This is a genomic window from Enterobacter sp. Y17 (assembly GCF_019730495.1).
Taxonomy (GTDB): domain Bacteria; phylum Pseudomonadota; class Gammaproteobacteria; order Enterobacterales; family Enterobacteriaceae; genus Enterobacter; species Enterobacter asburiae_B.
On record NZ_JAASKP010000001.1, the window covers coordinates 1,487,197 to 1,505,200 of the forward strand.

15 protein-coding genes are annotated in these 18,004 nt (G+C 56.6%); 10 read left to right on the top strand and 5 right to left on the bottom strand.

Annotated elements, in window-relative coordinates; genetic code table 11:
• Window positions 1-11: 11 nt before the first annotated feature.
• The gene (locus tag HCH49_RS06855; protein ID WP_221702454.1) at window positions 12-878 is read right to left on the bottom strand and encodes an aldo/keto reductase family oxidoreductase; all 867 of its coding nucleotides are present in this window, start codon (window positions 876-878) and stop codon (window positions 12-14) included.
• A 144-nt stretch (window positions 879-1,022) separates the two neighbouring features.
• Between HCH49_RS06855 and tcp the strand changes: the two genes are divergently transcribed.
• Window positions 1,023-2,684 (top strand): methyl-accepting chemotaxis citrate transducer, encoded by a 1,662-nt coding sequence (gene tcp, locus HCH49_RS06860; RefSeq protein WP_039262714.1) that lies wholly within the window; start codon window positions 1,023-1,025, stop codon window positions 2,682-2,684.
• Between the two features lie 27 nt (window positions 2,685-2,711).
• On the opposite strand, the gene smrA is transcribed toward tcp, so the two are convergent.
• Entirely contained in the window at window positions 2,712-3,275 is a 564-nt protein-coding gene (smrA, locus tag HCH49_RS06865; protein WP_047061681.1) for a DNA endonuclease SmrA, read from the bottom strand.
• 354 nt (window positions 3,276-3,629) lie between these two features.
• Window positions 3,630-4,541, bottom strand: a complete 912-nt coding sequence (locus HCH49_RS06870; protein ID WP_039262718.1) for a LysR family transcriptional regulator — start codon at window positions 4,539-4,541, stop codon at window positions 3,630-3,632.
• 175 nt (window positions 4,542-4,716) lie between these two features.
• Here HCH49_RS06870 and HCH49_RS06875 point away from each other — a divergent pair, with 175 nt between their 5' ends.
• The 7 genes from HCH49_RS06875 to uspE all read left to right on the top strand — a co-directional run bounded on the left by HCH49_RS06875 (window position 4,717) and on the right by uspE (window position 11,890).
• Window positions 4,717-6,027: a M20 family metallo-hydrolase gene (locus HCH49_RS06875; RefSeq protein WP_221702455.1), complete on the top strand. Its 1,311-nt coding sequence runs from the start codon at window positions 4,717-4,719 to the stop codon at window positions 6,025-6,027.
• Window positions 6,027-7,472 (top strand): M20 family metallopeptidase, encoded by a 1,446-nt coding sequence (locus HCH49_RS06880; protein WP_221702456.1) that lies wholly within the window; start codon window positions 6,027-6,029, stop codon window positions 7,470-7,472. Before HCH49_RS06875 ends, HCH49_RS06880 begins: the two co-directional genes overlap by 1 nt.
• Window positions 7,473-7,513: 41 nt before the next feature.
• Window positions 7,514-9,040 carry a p-aminobenzoyl-glutamate transporter gene (gene abgT, locus HCH49_RS06885; RefSeq protein WP_029740288.1) on the top strand — a complete coding sequence of 509 codons (1,527 nt, stop codon included), beginning with the start codon at window positions 7,514-7,516 and terminating at the stop codon, window positions 9,038-9,040.
• Between the two features lie 10 nt (window positions 9,041-9,050).
• Complete coding sequence (ogt, locus tag HCH49_RS06890; RefSeq protein ID WP_039262722.1) at window positions 9,051-9,566, top strand: methylated-DNA--[protein]-cysteine S-methyltransferase; 516 nt, start codon at window positions 9,051-9,053, stop codon at window positions 9,564-9,566.
• Window positions 9,567-9,749: 183 nt separating this feature from the next.
• Entirely contained in the window at window positions 9,750-10,502 is a 753-nt protein-coding gene (fnr, locus tag HCH49_RS06895; protein ID WP_006174991.1) for a fumarate/nitrate reduction transcriptional regulator Fnr, read from the top strand.
• Window positions 10,503-10,647: 145 nt separating this feature from the next.
• The gene (locus HCH49_RS06900) at window positions 10,648-10,830 is read left to right on the top strand and encodes a hypothetical protein (protein ID WP_014883604.1); all 183 of its coding nucleotides are present in this window, start codon (window positions 10,648-10,650) and stop codon (window positions 10,828-10,830) included.
• Between the two features lie 109 nt (window positions 10,831-10,939).
• Window positions 10,940-11,890 (top strand): universal stress protein UspE, encoded by a 951-nt coding sequence (gene uspE, locus HCH49_RS06905; protein ID WP_023335478.1) that lies wholly within the window; start codon window positions 10,940-10,942, stop codon window positions 11,888-11,890.
• Window positions 11,891-12,011: 121 nt separating this feature from the next.
• Here uspE and pntB read toward each other — a convergent pair whose 3' ends face one another.
• Both pntB and pntA read right to left on the bottom strand, forming a co-directional pair.
• Window positions 12,012-13,400, bottom strand: a complete 1,389-nt coding sequence (gene pntB / locus HCH49_RS06910) for a Re/Si-specific NAD(P)(+) transhydrogenase subunit beta (protein ID WP_024909329.1) — start codon at window positions 13,398-13,400, stop codon at window positions 12,012-12,014.
• 10 nt (window positions 13,401-13,410) lie between these two features.
• Window positions 13,411-14,940, bottom strand: a complete 1,530-nt coding sequence (gene pntA, locus HCH49_RS06915) for a Re/Si-specific NAD(P)(+) transhydrogenase subunit alpha (protein WP_069302717.1) — start codon at window positions 14,938-14,940, stop codon at window positions 13,411-13,413.
• A gap of 535 nt (window positions 14,941-15,475) precedes the next feature.
• On the opposite strand from pntA, the gene ydgH reads away from it, so the two are divergent.
• Both ydgH and HCH49_RS06925 read left to right on the top strand, forming a co-directional pair.
• The gene (ydgH, locus tag HCH49_RS06920) at window positions 15,476-16,420 is read left to right on the top strand and encodes a DUF1471 family protein YdgH (RefSeq protein WP_033145347.1); all 945 of its coding nucleotides are present in this window, start codon (window positions 15,476-15,478) and stop codon (window positions 16,418-16,420) included.
• Between the two features lie 185 nt (window positions 16,421-16,605).
• Complete coding sequence (locus HCH49_RS06925; protein ID WP_048980409.1) at window positions 16,606-17,988, top strand: amino acid permease; 1,383 nt, start codon at window positions 16,606-16,608, stop codon at window positions 17,986-17,988.
• The last annotated feature ends 16 nt before the right edge of the window (window positions 17,989-18,004 follow it).

Here is an 18,004-nt window from a genome sequence, read left to right on the forward strand (position 1 = left end):
GCGTGTCACTTTTAATCCCTCAGCGAATTCAGCGTTTCCAGTGCTTCAGGCGGCAAACGCAGCTCCCCCGCCGCGAGGTTTTGCCGCAGATGCGCCACGGAAGAGGTGCCAGGAATCAGCAGAATATTCAGGGAACGTTGCAGCAGCCATGCCAGCGCAACCTGCATTGGCGTGGCGCCCAGTGAATCCGCGACGGCCTTCAGCCCGGAAGATTGCAGTGGCGTAAAGCCTCCCAATGGGAAGAACGGTACATACGCGATCCTCTGCTGCGCCAGCAGATCCACCAGCGCGTCGTCACCCCGGTTCACAATGTTGTACATGTTCTGCACGCACACCACCGGAACCATTTTCTGGGCTTCCGCAACCTGGGTGGCCGTGACGTTGCTCAGGCCAATATGACGCACCAGACCCTGCTGCTGTAATTCGGCCAGGGTGGAGAGCGGTTCAGCAATTGACCCTTCCGCCGGCCCGTGCGCGCTAAACATGATTCTGAGATTCACCACGTCCAGCACGTCCAGCTGCAGATTACGCAGGTTGTCATGCACCGCCTGGGTCAGTTCCTGCGCGGAAAAGGCCGGCAGCCAGGCACCTTTGTCGTTGCGACGGGCGCCAATCTTGGTGACGAGCGTTAGATCGTCCCGATAAGGGTGAAGCGCCTCGCGGATCAGCTGGTTAGTGACATGAGGACCATAAAAATCACTGGTATCAATGTGGTTCACCCCCGCCGCCACCGCTTCGCGCAGCACGTCCAGCGCGGCCTGCTTATCCTTCGGTGGACCAAAGACGCCCGGCCCGGCGAGCTGCATCGCACCGTAGCCCAGTCGTTTTACCGTCCGCGTCCCGAGCGCGTACGTCCCGCTTTTATCAATGCTGCTCATGTTAACCTTCCTCATAAAAATGATCCGGATTTACAACAGGTTCCTCACCGGAGCCCTTAGTTAAGCGCGAGTTAAATTAAAGTTTAAATTCTATACGACGATAGTATTGGTGTACCTCTGCATCCTTTCTAACGGACGACCGCTATGCTGAAAAATTTGCACGTGATTACCGGTATTATCTTTGCCCTCACCATATTCTGTCTGCTGCAAGTTGTCACGGGAGGGTTGTTCTACTCTGCCGTCAGCAACGATCGCCATAACTTCCAGAATTCCGGCGTGCTCAATGCCCAGCAGGAAAGCCTGAGCGACAGCGTGAACACGCTGGTGAAAACACGCGTCACCGTCACCCGCGTGGCGATCCGCTACCTGAAAAACCAGCGCGATCCGGCTTCCCTTGCGGCGATCAATAAACTGCTTGGCACCGCAGCCGACTCGCTGGCAAAAGCCGAAGCCTATAACAAAGAGTGGCAGAAGCTGCCGCAGGTTAACGGCCAGGAGGCAGCATTAACCGACGAGATGCAGAAGTCCTGGAACCAGATGCACGAAGTGATGCGCCTATCGATTGAGTATCTGCGTGCCGACAACTACCAGGCCTATGGCGATCTGGACGCCCAGCAGGCGCAGGACGAGATGGAGGCGGTCTATAACCGCTGGCGCGCCGAAAACAACACCCTGCTGAAGGCCGCAACCGAAGAGAACCAGAGCAGCTTCACGCAGATGCAGTGGACGCTGGCGGCTATTCTGCTGGCCGTTATCGCGGTTCTGGTGGTCATCTGGCAGGGTTTACAGCACCTGCTGTTAAAACCCCTCCACTCCATTATGAACCATATTCGCGCCATTGCAGGGGGCGACCTGACGCAGGAGATCGCTATCTCCGGTCGCAATGAGATGGGCCAGCTGGCCGCGGGCCTGCATGAGATGCAACAGTCGCTGGTGACCACCGTCAGCGCCGTACGGGGAAGTACGGATTCCATCTACACCGGCGCAGGCGAAATTGCCGCAGGGAGCAACGATCTTTCCGCCCGCACCGAGCAGCAGGCCGCCTCGCTCGAAGAGACCGCCGCCAGCATGGAAGAGCTGACCGCGACGGTTAAGCAGAACTCCGATAACGCCCGTCAGGCCACGCTGCTGGCGAAAAACGCCTCTGAAACGGCCGCGCGCGGCGGTCACGTCGTGGATAACGTGGTTCGCACCATGAACGAAATCGCCGACAGTTCGCAGCAAATTGCGCATATTACCGGCGTGATCGACAGCATCGCGTTCCAGACCAACATTCTGGCGCTTAACGCCGCGGTGGAAGCGGCACGCGCCGGGGAACAGGGCCGTGGTTTTGCGGTTGTTGCAGGTGAAGTCCGTACGCTGGCGAGCCGCAGCGCGCAGGCGGCGAAAGAGATCAAAGGGCTTATCGAGAACTCCGTCAGCCGGGTGAATACCGGTTCTGAGCAGGTCAGCGAGGCTGGCACCACCATGAAGGAAATTGTCGCCGCCGTCACCCGCGTGACCGATATCATGGGTGAGATTTCATCTGCCTCTGACGAGCAGAGCCGCGGTATTGAGCAGGTGAGCCTGGCCGTTTCGCAGATGGACAGCGTGACGCAGCAAAACGCCGCGCTGGTGCAGGAGTCCGCCACGGCGGCTGCGGCACTGGAAGATCAGTCCGAGCAGCTGCGCCAGGCGGTAGCCGCGTTTCGTCTGAACGGCAAAGAAAAAGCGGTCGCCCCGCGCCCCGCCAGTCTGAAAACGCCACAGCTGCTGCGCCCGGCAACGACAACCGCCTCCACCGACAGCAACTGGGAAACGTTCTGAGTCACCGGCGGGCGAGGAGATCGCCCGCTAGCGGCTGCGCTTGGCGTGCCGCTCCCAGTTATCCCGTTTTGCCTCATCTGATTTTCGCAGTGAAACATAACATGCCCCGCTGCCGCCGTGATGCGGCAGCGCCACGCAGAAGGCCTGCACTTCCTCGAACTCGGTTAACCAGCGCGCCAGATAGCTGCGCACCACGTTGGGATGCGAGTTCTGCTCGCGCCCTTTCCCGTGAATGATGATCAGATTGCGTAACCCGTCGCGTCCGGCCTGGCGAATAAAAGAATAGAGCATCTGACGGCAGCGTTCGGCGGGCTGGCGCAGGAGGTTTAAGCTGGCCTGGCGGGCATATTTCCCCGAGCGCAGCTTATCGATAACGCCCTGCTGTACCCCTTCGCGCTGGAACGCCAGCGGTTCTTCCAGGGGAAGCATGTCAAGAAAATCCAGCGTCAGGAAGTTATCCAGCTGTTCGCTATCCACCTCCTCGCGCGTCCGCGTATTGCGGCTGGGCTGCCAGTGAATATCCGCGCAGCGCTTCAGGGGCTGGACATCTTCCATGGCGTCAAGAAAAAATGATTTGTCGTCAGGGTTCATGGACATCCTCCGGCTGCATCTGAGGACTGTACTATACCTGCGCCAGAGACCGGCCTCAATCACCGTTACGGGGCAATGCGCGGCAATAATATTAACCTGATGAATATATATAGTAATTATTAAATAGATTTAAATAAGACTTAACTAAAATTTCAGCAAAGGTAAAATACGTGATTTATGTTAAAATTTCGTGAAATCAATCACTCGCCCGCCTTTCATTTTTCAGAAAAGGTGTTATACCTAAATATACCTGCCTCATGGAAATAATACCCAGGATTGGCGAAAGGACGCACTGCTGTGTGTACTATAGGGTCTGTCTGATGTCGGGCAGATCCTGTTTTTTTAATCTGCATTTCACGCGACGATTATTTTTCTCGCTTCCCTTCTGAACTGCGTAATTAATGACTCAGCAAGGGGCGTCTGACGTGAATCACGGCGCTGAATTAAATAATATGTTGCTTTAGGAAGCGATTCGATAACCGGCAGCATGACCAGACGGTGCGCCAGCAGCGGGTCACAGCCCAGCTCCTGCGGCAATATGCTTAAAAAATCACTTTGCGCGACCAGGCTAATACAGGAAGAAAATGTTTCGCAAACCACACCAATTCGCGGTATTTGCGAACGATCGCTAAATACCTCCTCTAATTGCTTATAATAACTTCCCCGCGGCGTCGGCATTGTCCAGTTATAATGCAGGAGCTCATTAATTGACGTTGCCCCCATTGCCGGATGCCCCTCCCGACAAAATACCGCAAACGGTTTTTCGAAGAGCTTTTCAAACGTAAATTCCTGGTCGTAAGGCCCCTGATAATAGGTGTTGATGGTGAAGTCCAGTTCGCCCTGGCGTAATTCATTGATCATCGACACCAGCTGCCCTTCCATAATCCGCACCTTGACCTGCGGATGCTGCGCATGAAAGCGGGTGATAACGGCGGGCATCAGCGTGCGTGAAACGCTGGCCCCCATCCCGATGTTGATCTGCCCGGCCAGCTCCCCCTGCCGTTGACGGATGTCATCCTGCGCCGCGCGCAGCTCTTCCAGAATCAACCTGGCGCGCTGGTAAAAACCCTCACCGCATTCGGTCAACGCGACGCCTTTACTCCTGCGCACGAAAAGCTGCGCCGCCATGCCCTCCTCCAGCTCTTTGATGGATTTGGTCAGCGCCGGCTGGGAAAGATTCAGCGTCCTGCTGGCACCGCGAATGCTGCCCTGACGCGCTACCTCAACAAACGCCCGGATTTGATGAAATTTAATCTGGAATGTCATAGCCCGACCGATAACCGTTGTTTATCAGAGCAAAGAAACTGTCATCTACTTTAATGGAAAGGGATGTGCGAGGGTAATTCCTGAACGGTTAAAACTGTGAAAAATCGGTTAGTGATAAGTAAAAACTATCACAGCGTGAAGCAGTTCACATATTTTAATGATGACAGGAACAGATATGGACACACTGGCGCAGTACATCCAGACACTATCCCCGCAGCTGAGCGCATGGCGTCGCGATTTTCACCATTTCGCGGAATCCGGCTGGGTAGAGTTTCGAACGGCCGCGAAAGTCGCGGAAATCCTCGACTCGCTGGGCTACGAACTGGCGATGGGCCGCGACGTCGTCGATGCCGAAAGCCGGATGGGGCTGCCCGATGCCGCTACCCTGGCGCAAGAGTTTGCCCGCGCGCGGGCGCAGGGCGCGCCTGAGAAATGGCTGGCGCCGTTTGAAGGCGGGTTTACCGGCATTGTGGCGACCCTCAATACCGGCCGCCCTGGACCGACCCTGGCGTTTCGCGTCGACATGGATGCCCTTGACTTAAGCGAAGCGCTGGATGAAAGCCATCGCCCGTTCCGCGACGGGTTTGCCTCCTGCAACGCGGGCATGATGCACGCCTGCGCGCACGACGGCCACACCGCTATTGGTCTGGGGCTGGCGCAGGTGCTTAAGCAGAATGACGCACAGCTCAACGGCACCATCAAGCTGATCTTCCAGCCAGCCGAAGAAGGCACTCGCGGGGCGCGCGCCATGGTTGCCGCCGGGGCGCTGGACGACGTGGACTATTTTACGGCCATCCATATTGGTACCGGCGTCCCTGCCGGAACGGTGATTTGCGGCAGCGATAACTTTATGGCCACCACCAAGTTCGACGTGAACTTTACCGGCGTTGCCGCACACGCGGGCGGTAAGCCGGAGGACGGACGTAACGCCCTGCTCGCCGCCGCGCAGGCCGCCCTCGCCCTGCACAGCATCGCCCCGCACAGCGACGGCGCCTCCCGGGTGAACGTCGGGGTGATGCAGGCGGGCAGCGGACGCAACGTAGTGCCCGCCAATGCCCTGATAAAGGTTGAAACCCGCGGTGAAAGCGAAGCGATTAATCAGTACGTCTTTGAACGCGCGCAGGCGGTCATTACCGGCGCAGCGGCGCTCTACGGCGTGCGCGCTGAGATGCGCCTGATGGGTGCCGCGACGTCCAGCGCGCCGACACCGGCGTGGGTGGATTACCTGCGCGAACAGGCGAGCCAGGTTTCCGGGGTTATTCACGCCATCGACAAGGTGAAAGCGCCAGCGGGTTCCGAAGACGCCACGCTGATGATGGCCCGCGTGCAGGAGAACGGCGGCATGGCGTCCTATATGGTGTTCGGCACGGATTTGAGCGCCGGACATCACAACGAAAAATTCGACTTCGATGAGCAGGTCATGGCCATCGCCATTGAAACGCTGGCGCGAACTGCGCTCAATTTCACGTGGACGCGAGGTGTGTAATGCAGGAGAACTACGATTTTATTGCCGATGCGATCGACACGCGATGTCGAACGTTAACCGATATTGCCGACGCGATCTGGGATCGTCCTGAAACCCGCTTTGAAGAGTTCTGGTCCGCCGAGCGGCTCGCCAGCGAGCTTGAGGCCGAGGGCTTCACGCTGACGCGCGAGGCCGGCGGTATTCCAAATGCCTTTATCGCCAGCTTCGGCTGCGGGAAACCGGTCATCGCCCTGCTGGGCGAATACGACGCGCTGGCCGGGCTAAGCCAGCAGGCGCACTGCGCGACGGCGCAATCCGCCACGCCGGGAGCCAACGGCCACGGCTGCGGGCATAACCTCTTAGGCACCGCGGCGCTTGCGGGCGCGGTGGCGGTGAAAAGCTGGCTGGAGCAGCACGGCGGCAGCGGAACGGTGCGTTTTTATGGCTGTCCCGGCGAGGAAGGTGGCTCCGGGAAAACCTTTATGGTGCGCGAAGGCCTGTTTGATGACGTCGATGCCGCCGTCACCTGGCATCCGGAAGCCTTCGCCGGGATGTTTAACGTCAGCACGCTGGCGAATATTCAGGCCGCCTGGCGTTTTCACGGCGTGGCGGCACACGCGGCCAACTCCCCCCATCTGGGACGCAGCGCGCTCGACGCCGTGACGCTGATGACCACCGGCACCAACTTCCTTAACGAACACATCATTGAGAAAGCGCGCGTCCATTACGCCATCACCGACACCGGCGGGATTTCGCCCAACGTGGTGCAGGCGCAGGCGGAGGTGCTGTACCTGATCCGCGCCCCGGAGATGGCCGATGCGCAGCAGATCTACGAACGCATCGAAAAAATCGCCCAGGGCGCGGCGATGATGACCGAAACCACCGTCGAGTGCCGCTTTGATAAAGCCTGCTCCAGCTACCTGCCGAACCGCACGCTTGAAGCGGCGATGTATCGCGCGTTGCAGCACTACGGCACGCCGCTCTGGACGGAGGAAGAACGCGCCTTCGCCCGCGAGATCCGCGCCACCCTGACGCCCAACGATCTGCAAAACAGCCTGAAAAATATTGCCGCGACGGGCGGTGATGCGGGTAAAGCCTTTGCCCGGCGTCATCAGGAGACGCTGCTGGTGGATGAAGTCGCGCCCTATGCCATCACCGACAATGTGCTGGCGGGTTCAACCGACGTGGGCGACGTCAGCTGGAAAATGCCGGTCGCCCAGTGCTTCAGCCCCTGCTTTACCGTCGGCACGCCGCTGCACACCTGGCAACTGGTGGCGCAGGGCCGTACCTCCATTGCCCACAAAGGCATGCTGCTGGCCGGAAAAGTGATGGGCGCAACCGCGCTCAATCTGCTGCAGGACGCGGCGCTGCTGAAAAAATGCCGTGAAGAGTTCGAACAACAAATACAAGAAAAACCGTACGTGTGTCCGATCCCACAGGGCGTGACACCGTCACCTTTAAAATAAAAAAACACAACACAACAACACAACACTCCCGAGGAACGCCCATGAGTATGTCATCCATACCTTCGCATTCCCCATCCGGTAAGCTCTATGGCTGGGTTGAAAGGATCGGCAATAAAGTGCCGCACCCTTTCCTGCTGTTTATCTATCTGATTGTGATTTTAATGGTCGCCACCGCCGTGCTCTCCGCCTTTGACGTGAGCGTGCGCAGCCCGGCCGACGGCAGCCTGGTGGCGGTGAAAAACCTGCTCAGCGTTGACGGGCTGCACTGGTTTTTACCCAACGTCATCAAAAACTTCAGCGGCTTCGCCCCGCTGGGCGCCATTCTGGCGCTGGTTTTGGGCGCCGGGCTGGCTGAACGCGTGGGCTTGCTGCCCGCATTAATGGTGAAGATGGCTTCTCACGTCAGCGCGCGTTACGCGAGCTATATGGTGCTGTTTATCGCCTTCTTCAGCCATATCTCCTCCGACGCCGCGCTGGTGATCATGCCGCCGATGGGGGCGCTGATTTTCCTCGCCGTCGGGCGTCATCCCGTGGCGGGCCTGCTGTCGGCGATTGCGGGCGTGGGCTGCGGATTTACCGCTAACCTGCTGATCGTCACCACCGACGTGCTGCTCTCTGGCATCAGCACGGAGGCGGCGAAGACCATTGATGCGGCCATGCACGTCAGCGTGATCGACAACTGGTACTTTATGGCGAGCTCAGTGATTGTCCTGACGATTGTCGGCGGGCTGATTACCGATAAAATCATCGAGCCGCGGCTGGGTAAATGGGAAGGCCGTAGCGATGAAAAGCTGGAAACCCTGAGCAAAGAGCAGCGCTTCGGCCTGCGCGTGGCGGGCGTTGTCTCGCTGGCCTTTATCGCGCTGGTGGCGCTGATGGTGGTGCCGGAAAACGGCATCTTGCGCGATCCGGTTAAACATACCGTCCTGCCGTCGCCGTTTATTCAGGGCATCGTGCCGCTGATTATCCTCTTCTTCTTTGTCGTTTCGCTCGCCTACGGTATCGCGACCGGTAAGATCCGCCGTCAGGGCGATCTGCCGCAGCTGATGATCGAGCCGATGAAAGAGATGGCGGGATTTATCGTGATGGTGTTCCCGCTGGCGCAGTTTGTGGCGATGTTTAACTGGAGCAACATGGGCAAGTTTATGGCCGTGGGCCTGACCGACGCGCTGGAGGCTGCCGGGCTAAGCGGCGTACCGGCGTTTGTCGGCCTGGCGCTGCTGTCATCCCTGCTGTGCATGTTTATCGCCAGCGGCTCCGCCATCTGGTCGATTCTGGCCCCGATCTTCGTACCGATGTTTATGATGCTGGGTTTTCATCCTGCGTTTGCCCAGATCCTGTTCCGCATCGCGGACTCCTCGGTGATTCCGCTGGCGCCGGTTTCGCCGTTTGTTCCGCTGTTTTTAGGCTTCCTGCAGCGCTATAAACCCGAGGCCAAACTGGGTACCTACTATTCGCTGGTTTTACCCTACCCGCTTATCTTTTTAGGGGTATGGCTGGTGATGCTGGTGGCATGGTATCTTGTCGGCCTGCCGATTGGGCCGGGGATTTACCCGAGGCTGAACTAAAGGAATGAGGATGCTGAGATTACTCGAAGATAAGATTGCGACGCCGCTCGGGCCGCTGTGGGTGATCGCGGACGAGCAGTTCTGCCTGCGCGCCGTCGAATGGGAAGAGCACAGCGACCGGATGGAAGAACTGCTCAATGTTCACTACCGCTCGCAGGGGTATGAACGTATCCGCGCCACCAACCCGGGCGGGCTGAGCGACAAGCTTGCCGCCTACTTCGAAGGCGATCTCAGCATCATTGATACTCTGCCAACCGCCACGGCAGGCACGCCTTTTCAGCGCGAAGTGTGGCAGGCGCTGCGGTCCATTCCCTGCGGGCAGGTCATGCATTACGGCCAGCTCGCGGAACAGCTAGGCCGCGCAGGCGCCGCACGCGCGGTGGGTGCCGCCAACGGCTCTAACCCGGTCAGCATCGTGGTGCCGTGCCATCGCGTCATTGGCCGCAACGGCACCATGACAGGCTATGCCGGCGGCGTGCAGCGAAAAGAGTGGTTGCTGCGTCACGAAGGGTATCTCCTGCTCTAGCTCCCAGGCTTTTTGTGCTTAATTTTCTACCGGTTAGGCTAAAAATCCATAATCAAGCTGTGGAATTTCAAGAAGATGGCGACACGTTGCCGTCTCTTGTCCTTATTGAGGGTTTGTCAGGCTTACGTACTTACCAAAAAGATGTTAAAATTGACCAATATCAATTAAGGCTTGAGCAAACCTATGATCCCGGAAAAGCGAATTATACGACGCATTCAGTCTGGCGGTTGTGCTATCCATTGCCAGGATTGCAGCATCAGCCAGCTCTGTATCCCGTTTACCCTGAATGAGCATGAACTCGATCAGCTTGATAATATCATCGAGCGCAAAAAGCCTATTCAGAAAGGGCAGACGCTGTTTAAAGCGGGAGACGAACTGAAATCGCTCTATGCTATCCGTTCTGGCACCATCAAGAGCTACACCATCACCGAACAAGGTGATGAGCAGATCACCGGCTTCCATCTGGCGGGCGACCTGGTGGGCTTTGATGCCATCGGCACGGGCCATCACCCGAGCTTTGCTCAGGCACTCGAAACCTCAATGGTTTGCGAAATCCCGTTTGAAACCCTGGACGATCTGTCCGGTAAGATGCCTAACCTGCGTCAGCAGATGATGCGTCTGATGAGCGGTGAGATCAAAGGCGATCAGGACATGATTCTGCTGCTTTCTAAAAAGAACGCAGAAGAGCGCCTGGCCGCGTTTATCTACAACCTCTCCCGCCGCTTCGCCGAGCGTGGCTTCTCGCCGCGTGAATTCCGTCTGACGATGACGCGTGGCGATATCGGCAACTACCTGGGTCTGACCGTGGAAACCATCAGCCGTCTGCTGGGCCGTTTCCAGAAAAGCGGGATGCTGGCCGTTAAAGGTAAATACATCACTATCGAAAACGGTGAAGCGCTTGCCGTTCTTGCCGGGCACGCCCGCAACGTGGCGTAACTCTCCGCATGTTGATGACCAGACCATAAATTCTTGTGATTTATTGGTCTGGTGTAATCACTTCCGTTTCAAGATATTTTCACCGTAGCACGTCCCCACACAGCGCCCGAAAGGTTCTCGTTGAGGTTATGAATTGAGAGAAAGTTTGTTTTTCGTTTCAGTCGTGATTGCCTCTGTGACCTTTATCTTCATCTGGATCATGCTTGTCGGTCCGATGAAGGGGGAAGAAAAAACCTACGTCCAGGACTCCACGACCTTTGCGATAGCGGTGATGGTGCTGCTGTTTATTGCGTTTATCGCGGTGACGACGACGGTACTTTTCCTCTGATAAATTTTCATGAATTATTGATCTGGCAAAACCTCCCCTCTGTTTCATTCAGGATATATAGGTTACTCTTTTAATTACAGACTGTGGTGACAGTAGTAAGGAGACCTGTATGGCCAAGTATCAAAACATGCTGGTAGCTATCGATCCGAATCAGGACGATCAGCCGGCATTACGACGTGCTGTGTATTTACATCAACGGATTGGTGGCAAAATCAAAGCGTTTTTGCCGATCTATGACTTCTCGTATGAGATGACCACCCTTCTGTCGCCTGACGAGCGCACCGCTATGCGTCAGGGCGTCATCAGCCAGCGTACCGCGTGGATCCGTGAACAGGCGAAGTATTACCTGGAAGCGGGCGTGCCCATTGATATTAAAGTGGTCTGGCATAACCGACCTTTCGAAGCCATCATCCAGGAAATTGTCGCCGGTGGGCACGACCTGCTGCTGAAGATGGCGCACCAGCACGACAAGCTGGAATCCGTCATCTTCACCCCGACCGACTGGCACTTGCTGCGCAAATGCCCTTGCCCGGTCTGGATGGTGAAAGACCAGCCGTGGCCTGAAGGCGGGAAAGCCGTTGTGGCGGTAAACCTCGCGAGCGAAGAGGATTACCACAATTCGCTGAACGAGAAGCTGGTGAAGGAGACCATCCAGCTTGCCGATCAGGTGAATCATACCGAAGTGCATCTGGTAGGCGCCTATCCGGTCACCCCGATTAACATTGCCATTGAGCTCCCTGAATTTGACCCAAGCGTGTACAACGACGCGATCCGCGGTCAGCATCTGCTGGCCATGAAAGCGCTGCGCCAGAAATTCAGCATCGATGAGAAAATGACTCACGTGGAAAAAGGCCTGCCTGAAGAGGTGATCCCGGACCTGGCGGAACACCTGCAGGCGGGGATTGTGGTGCTGGGCACCATTGGCCGAACCGGTATTTCTGCCGCATTCCTCGGCAATACCGCCGAACAGGTGATCGACCATCTGCGCTGCGACCTGCTGGTCATTAAGCCGGATGAGTATCAGACGCCGGTTGAGCTGGACGATCCTGAAGACGATTAACGCCTGACGCCCGGCGGCGCAGGCTTGCCGGGCCTACAAAACCGTAGGCCGGGTAAGCGTCAGCGCCACCCGGCAATAAAAAAAACCGCCGAATTCGGCGGTTTTTTCGTTTCAACGCAACTTACAGTGATTTCAGAATCGCATCCACGCTGGCTTTGGCATCGCCAAACAGCATGTGGGTGTTCTCTTTGAAGAACAGCGGGTTCTGAACCCCGGCATAGCCGGTATTCATGGAGCGTTTGAAGACGATCACGTTCTGCGCCTTCCACACTTCCAGAACAGGCATACCGGCGATTGGGCTACCCGGGTCGTCCTGTGCAGCAGGGTTAACGGTATCGTTGGCGCCAATGACCAGCACGGTGTCGGTGTCGGCGAAATCATCGTTGATCTCATCCATTTCCAGCACGATGTCGTATGGCACTTTCGCTTCCGCCAGCAGTACGTTCATGTGGCCTGGCAGACGCCCTGCCACCGGGTGAATACCAAAGCGAACCTTGATGCCCCGCGCGCGCAGCTTCTCGGTGATTTCCGCAACCGGATACTGCGCCTGCGCCACCGCCATGCCGTAGCCCGGAGTGATGATCACGGAGTGCGAGTTTTTCAGCATGTCTGCGGTATCTTCCGCAGAAATTTCGCGGTGCTCACCCACTTCTTCATCCGCACTGGAAGAAGACCCATCGGTCCCGAAACCACCGGCGATAACGCTGATGAACGAGCGGTTCATCGCCTTACACATGATGTAAGACAGTATCGCACCGGAAGAACCCACCAGCGCACCGGTGACGATCAGCAGGTCGTTGCTCAGCATAAAGCCTGCCGCCGCTGCCGCCCAACCGGAGTAGGAGTTCAGCATCGAGACAACCACCGGCATATCCGCACCGCCGATGGACGCCACCAGGTGCCAGCCGAACGCCAGCGCGATGATGGTCATCACCAGCAACGCCAGCACCTGCAGACCGACGCTTTCGGTACGCACGAAGACCACCAGCAGTACAAACGACACCACCAGCGCCGCCAGATTCAGCTTATGACGGTTTGGCAGCATCAGCGGTTTAGAGGAGATCTTCCCGCGCAGCTTGCCGAACGCCACAATGGAGCCGGTGAAGGTCACCGCACCGATGAAGATACCGAGGAACACTTCCGTCAGGTGAATGTTCACCAGAATCGGTTCCAGACCCGGTTCGTGATACAGGTAGCTGTTGAAGCCCACCAGCACTGCAGCCAGACCCACGAAGCTGTGCAGAATGGCAACCAGCTCCGGCATCTCGGTCATTTCAACGCGTTTTGCCAGGCGAATACCAATCGCGCCGCCGATGATCATCGCCACCAGGATCCACGCCACGTTGCCGGTATCCGGCCCGAAGATGGTGGCAATCAGCGCAATCGCCATCCCGGCGATACCAAAGTTATTCCCCTGCTGAGACGTTTCGTGTTTGGAAAGCCCCGCCAGACTGAAAATAAACAGGATTGCAGCAACAATGTATGCAGCTGTCACTAATCCTCCAGACATATGCTACCCCTTAGCCTTTACGAAACATTTTCAGCATGCGCTGAGTCACGGTGAAACCACCGAAAATATTGATACTGGCGATCAGCACCGCGATAAAGCTCAGGAAGCTGATCCAGCCGCCGTGACCAATCTGCAGTAACGCCCCCACCACGATGATCCCGGAGATGGCGTTGGTTACCGACATCAGCGGCGTATGCAGCGCATGGGAGACGTTCCACACCACGTAGTAGCCCACGACGCAGGAGAGCGCGAAGACGGTAAAGTGGCCGAGGAACTCTTTTGGCGCAACGTCAGCCAGCCAGCCGAACAGAATAATCACCAGCGCCATGATCGCGTATTTGCGCCATGGAGAAGCGGGTTTGGCGGGTTCTTTTGGCTCAGGCGCCGCTTTCGGTGCCGCCTGAGGCTGAGCAGAAACCTTAATAGGCGGCGCAGGCCAGGTAATTTCACCTTCACGGACCACCGTGACGCCGCGCACCACCACATCGTCGAAATCAACGGTGACGTTGCCGTCTTTCTCTTTGCAAAGCAGCTTCAGCAGGTTGACGAGGTTGGTGCCGTAGAGCTGAGAAGACTGCGTTGGCAGGCGGCCCGGCAGATCGGTATAGCCGATCACCTTCACGCCGTTAGCGGTCGTGGTTACCTGATTTGGAACGGTATATTCACAGTTACCGCCGTTTTGGGCGGCCAGGTCGACAATCACGCTGCCCGGCTTCATGGAGTCAACCATCTCACGGGTGATCAGCTTCGGCGCCGGTTTACCCGGGATAAGCGCGGTGGTGACAATAATGTCGACATCTTTCGCCTGAGCGGCGAAGAGTTCCATTTCGGCTTTGATGAAGGCTTCGGACATTACCTTCGCGTAACCATCGCCGCTGCCTGCTTCTTCCTTGAAGTCCAGCTCAAGGAATTCGGCGCCCATACTCTGGACCTGTTCCTTTACTTCAGGACGGGTGTCAAAGGCGCGTACGATAGCGCCCAGGCTGTTTGCCGCACCGATTGCGGCAAGGCCCGCCACGCCAGCGCCAATCACCATCACTTTCGCCGGAGGGACTTTACCCGCGGCGGTGATTTGACCGGTAAAGAAGCGACCAAACTCGTGGGCCGCTTCAACAATAGCGCGGTAGCCGGCAATGTTTGCCATGGAGCTCAAGGCATCCAGCGACTGCGCGCGCGAAATGCGCGGCACGGAGTCCATTGCCATCACGGTCACGCCGCGGGCCGCCAGCTTCTCCATCAGCTCCGGGTTTTGCGCAGGCCAGATGAAGCTCACCAGGGTCGTTCCCGGATTCAGCAGCGCAATCTCACTCTCTTCCGGTGCGTTGACCTTCAGAATCACCGGCGACTGCCAGACGTCAGCACCGTCGACCACTTCCGCGCCAGCCTGGATAAAGGCCTCGTCATCGAAACTCGCCAGTTTGCCCGCGCCGCTTTCAACCGCGACCGTAAAACCCAGTTTAAGCAGTTGCTCCACCGTTTTCGGTGTTGCCGCTACGCGGGTCTCATTGGCTAACCGTTCTTTTGGTACCCCAATACGCATAGTTTTCCCTTCCATCGGTTTTTGATGATGGTTTATCGATAAATGCCCGCGGTTTGTATCAATTTTCGCCATCGCGCGAGCGACGAGAGATGATTAACCCCGGAAAATAAAACAGTAACAAACTGTCTATAACCTACTGAAAATAGCGCCCGTGATCTACCGCCAGAAAACACTATTTCTTACTTTGTCTGTGAAAAATAAGCGATCGGCGTCACTGACAGTGATATTTACTTTAAATTCACTGCCAGAACCGATAAATCGCGCAAGCGAAGCGGTAAAAACATGATATAGCGCCATAACAGAACAACTTGTTAACATTAAATTAACTTGTAAAAGTCATATGCTTTATCAGTTTTACTTGTCAAACGCGTGTTTTTTCAACATATCACTAAATGTTATCGAATTCGGTGATTCAGTAAGCACAGGCAGTGAAAAATGGCGCAGACAGCGACGGGTTTTAAATGCAATAATCGGGACCGTCTCAAATTAACAACAATACCAGTACATGGTTTGCGCAAGGCGAAGGATCATTTTTATGAAGCTTAAGAACACACTCCTGGCGTCCGCACTTCTTTCCGCGACCGCCCTGTCTGCGAATGCCGCAACAGAGTTAACGCCGGAGCAAGCGGCAGCGTTAAAACCTTTTGACCATACGGTCATTGTGGGTCGTTATAATTCTATTGGCGACGCCGTCGCCGCTGCATCAAAAGCCGCTGATAAAAACGGGGCGGCCTCGTTTTATGTCGTTGACCAGTCCGATTACGGCAACAGCGGTAACCTGCGCGTAACTATCGCGCTGTTCAAAGACAATGCGCCAAAAGCTGACGCACCGAAAAACCGCGTGATCAACGGTGTTGTTGAACTGCCGAAAGATCAGGCGATTGAGCTGGAACCTTACGACACCGTCACCGTTCAGGGCTTCTATCGCAGCCAGCCTGAAGTGAACGATGCCATCACCAAAGCCGCGAAAGAGAAAGGGGCCTACTCTTTCTTCATCGTGCGTCAGGTCGATGCTAACCAGGGTGGCAACCAGCGTATTACCGCGTTCATCTATAAAAAAGATGCGAAAAAACGTGTTCTGCAGAGCCCGGATGCCATCCCGGCAAATTCAGAAGCAGGTCGCGCGGCGATAGCGAAAGGCGGCGAAGCAGCGAAGAAAGTTGAAATTCCAGGCGTAGCAACGACGGCTGCCCCAAGCGCTGAAGTGGGCCGTTTCTTCGAAACGCAGTCCACGAAAGGTGGCCGTTACTCCGTTACGCTGCCTGACGGTACCAAAATTGAAGAGCTGAACAACGCCACTGCAGCGCAGATGGTGCCGTTCGACAGCATCAAGTTTACCGGCAACTACGGCAACATGACGGAAGTCTCTTACCAGGTCGCGAAGCGTGCGGCGAAGAAAGGGGCGAAGTACTACCACATCACCCGCCAGTGGCAGGAACGTGGTAACAACGTGACCATCAGCGCCGATCTGTACAAGTAACAACATCGTTGACGAAAGGCGGCGCAATGCCGCCTTTTTTTGTTACTTTTTTTGAATTTCTGCCTCACGTCATTGCATGCATTCGTTACACTCCGTAAAATCCCGCGCCTTAGTGTGATCCACCATTTTTATGCGCCTGAGCGAAATAATTATTCTGGATTTTGACCTTTCATAACAGGAAGCCAATGGAAAAGAAACTTGGCCTGAGTGCTCTGACTGCACTCGTTTTAAGCTCAATGCTGGGTGCGGGTGTATTCAGTTTGCCGCAAAATATGGCGGCCGTTGCCAGCCCTTCCGCGCTCATCATTGGCTGGGGCATTACGGGTGTCGGCATACTGCTGCTGGCCTTCGCGATGCTGCTGCTCACCCGCATTCGCCCGGATCTGGACGGCGGCATTTTCACCTATGCGCGTGAAGGTTTCGGCGAGCTGATTGGCTTCTGTTCCGCGTGGGGATACTGGCTGTGTGCCGTTATCGCCAACGTCTCTTATCTTGTGATCGTCTTCTCAGCGCTCAGTTTCTTTACCGATACGCCTGAGCTGCGCCTCTTTGGCGACGGGAATACCTGGCAGTCTATTGTGGGCGCCTCGGTGTTGCTGTGGTTCGTCCACTGGCTGGTGTTACGTGGCGTACAAACGGCCGCCAGCATCAACCTGGTGGCGACGCTGGCGAAACTGGTTCCGCTCGGCCTGTTTATCGTTCTGGCCTTTATTGCGTTCCGTATGGACATCTTTAAGCTCGATTTCACCGGTATCGCGCTGGGCGTGCCCGTCTGGGAGCAGGTGAAAAACACGATGCTGATTACCCTGTGGGTGTTCATCGGTGTTGAAGGCGCGGTCGTGGTTTCTGCCCGGGCCAGGAATAAACGCGATGTGGGCCGCGCCACGCTGCTGGCCGTTCTGGCCGCGCTGGGGGTCTATCTGCTGGTCACGCTGCTGTCGCTGGGCGTGGTGGCGCGTCCTGAGCTGGCTGAAATGCGTAACCCGTCAATGGCGGGCCTGATGGTGAAAATGCTCGGTCCCTGGGGCGACGTGGTGATTGCCGCAGGGCTGATCGTCTCCGTCTGCGGCGCTTACCTTAGCTGGACCATCATGGCGGCTGAAGTGCCGTTCCTGGCCGCGACGCACAAGGCGTTTCCACGTCTGTTCGCCCGTCAAAACCAAAACAGCGCGCCGTCGGCATCGCTCTGGCTGACCAACATCAGCGTTCAGGTCTGTCTGGTGCTGATCTGGCTCACAGGTTCAGACTATAACACCCTGCTGACCATCGCCTCGGAGATGATTCTGGTACCCTATTTCCTAGTGGGTGCGTATCTGTTAAAAATTGCCACACGCCCGGCGCATTATGTCGTGGGTGTCGGAGCCTGTATTTACGGCCTGTGGTTGTTGTATGCTTCCGGGCCTATGCATCTGCTGCTGTCGGTAGTGCTGTACGCACCGGGTCTGCTGGTGTTTATCTACGCCCGCCGCACGCATCAGCTGGAGAACGCGCTGAAGCGCCGTGAGATGGCATTAATTGGACTGTTACTGGTTGCTGCCCTACCGGCAACCTGGATGTTAATGGGATAGCATCGCCTTTCCCATT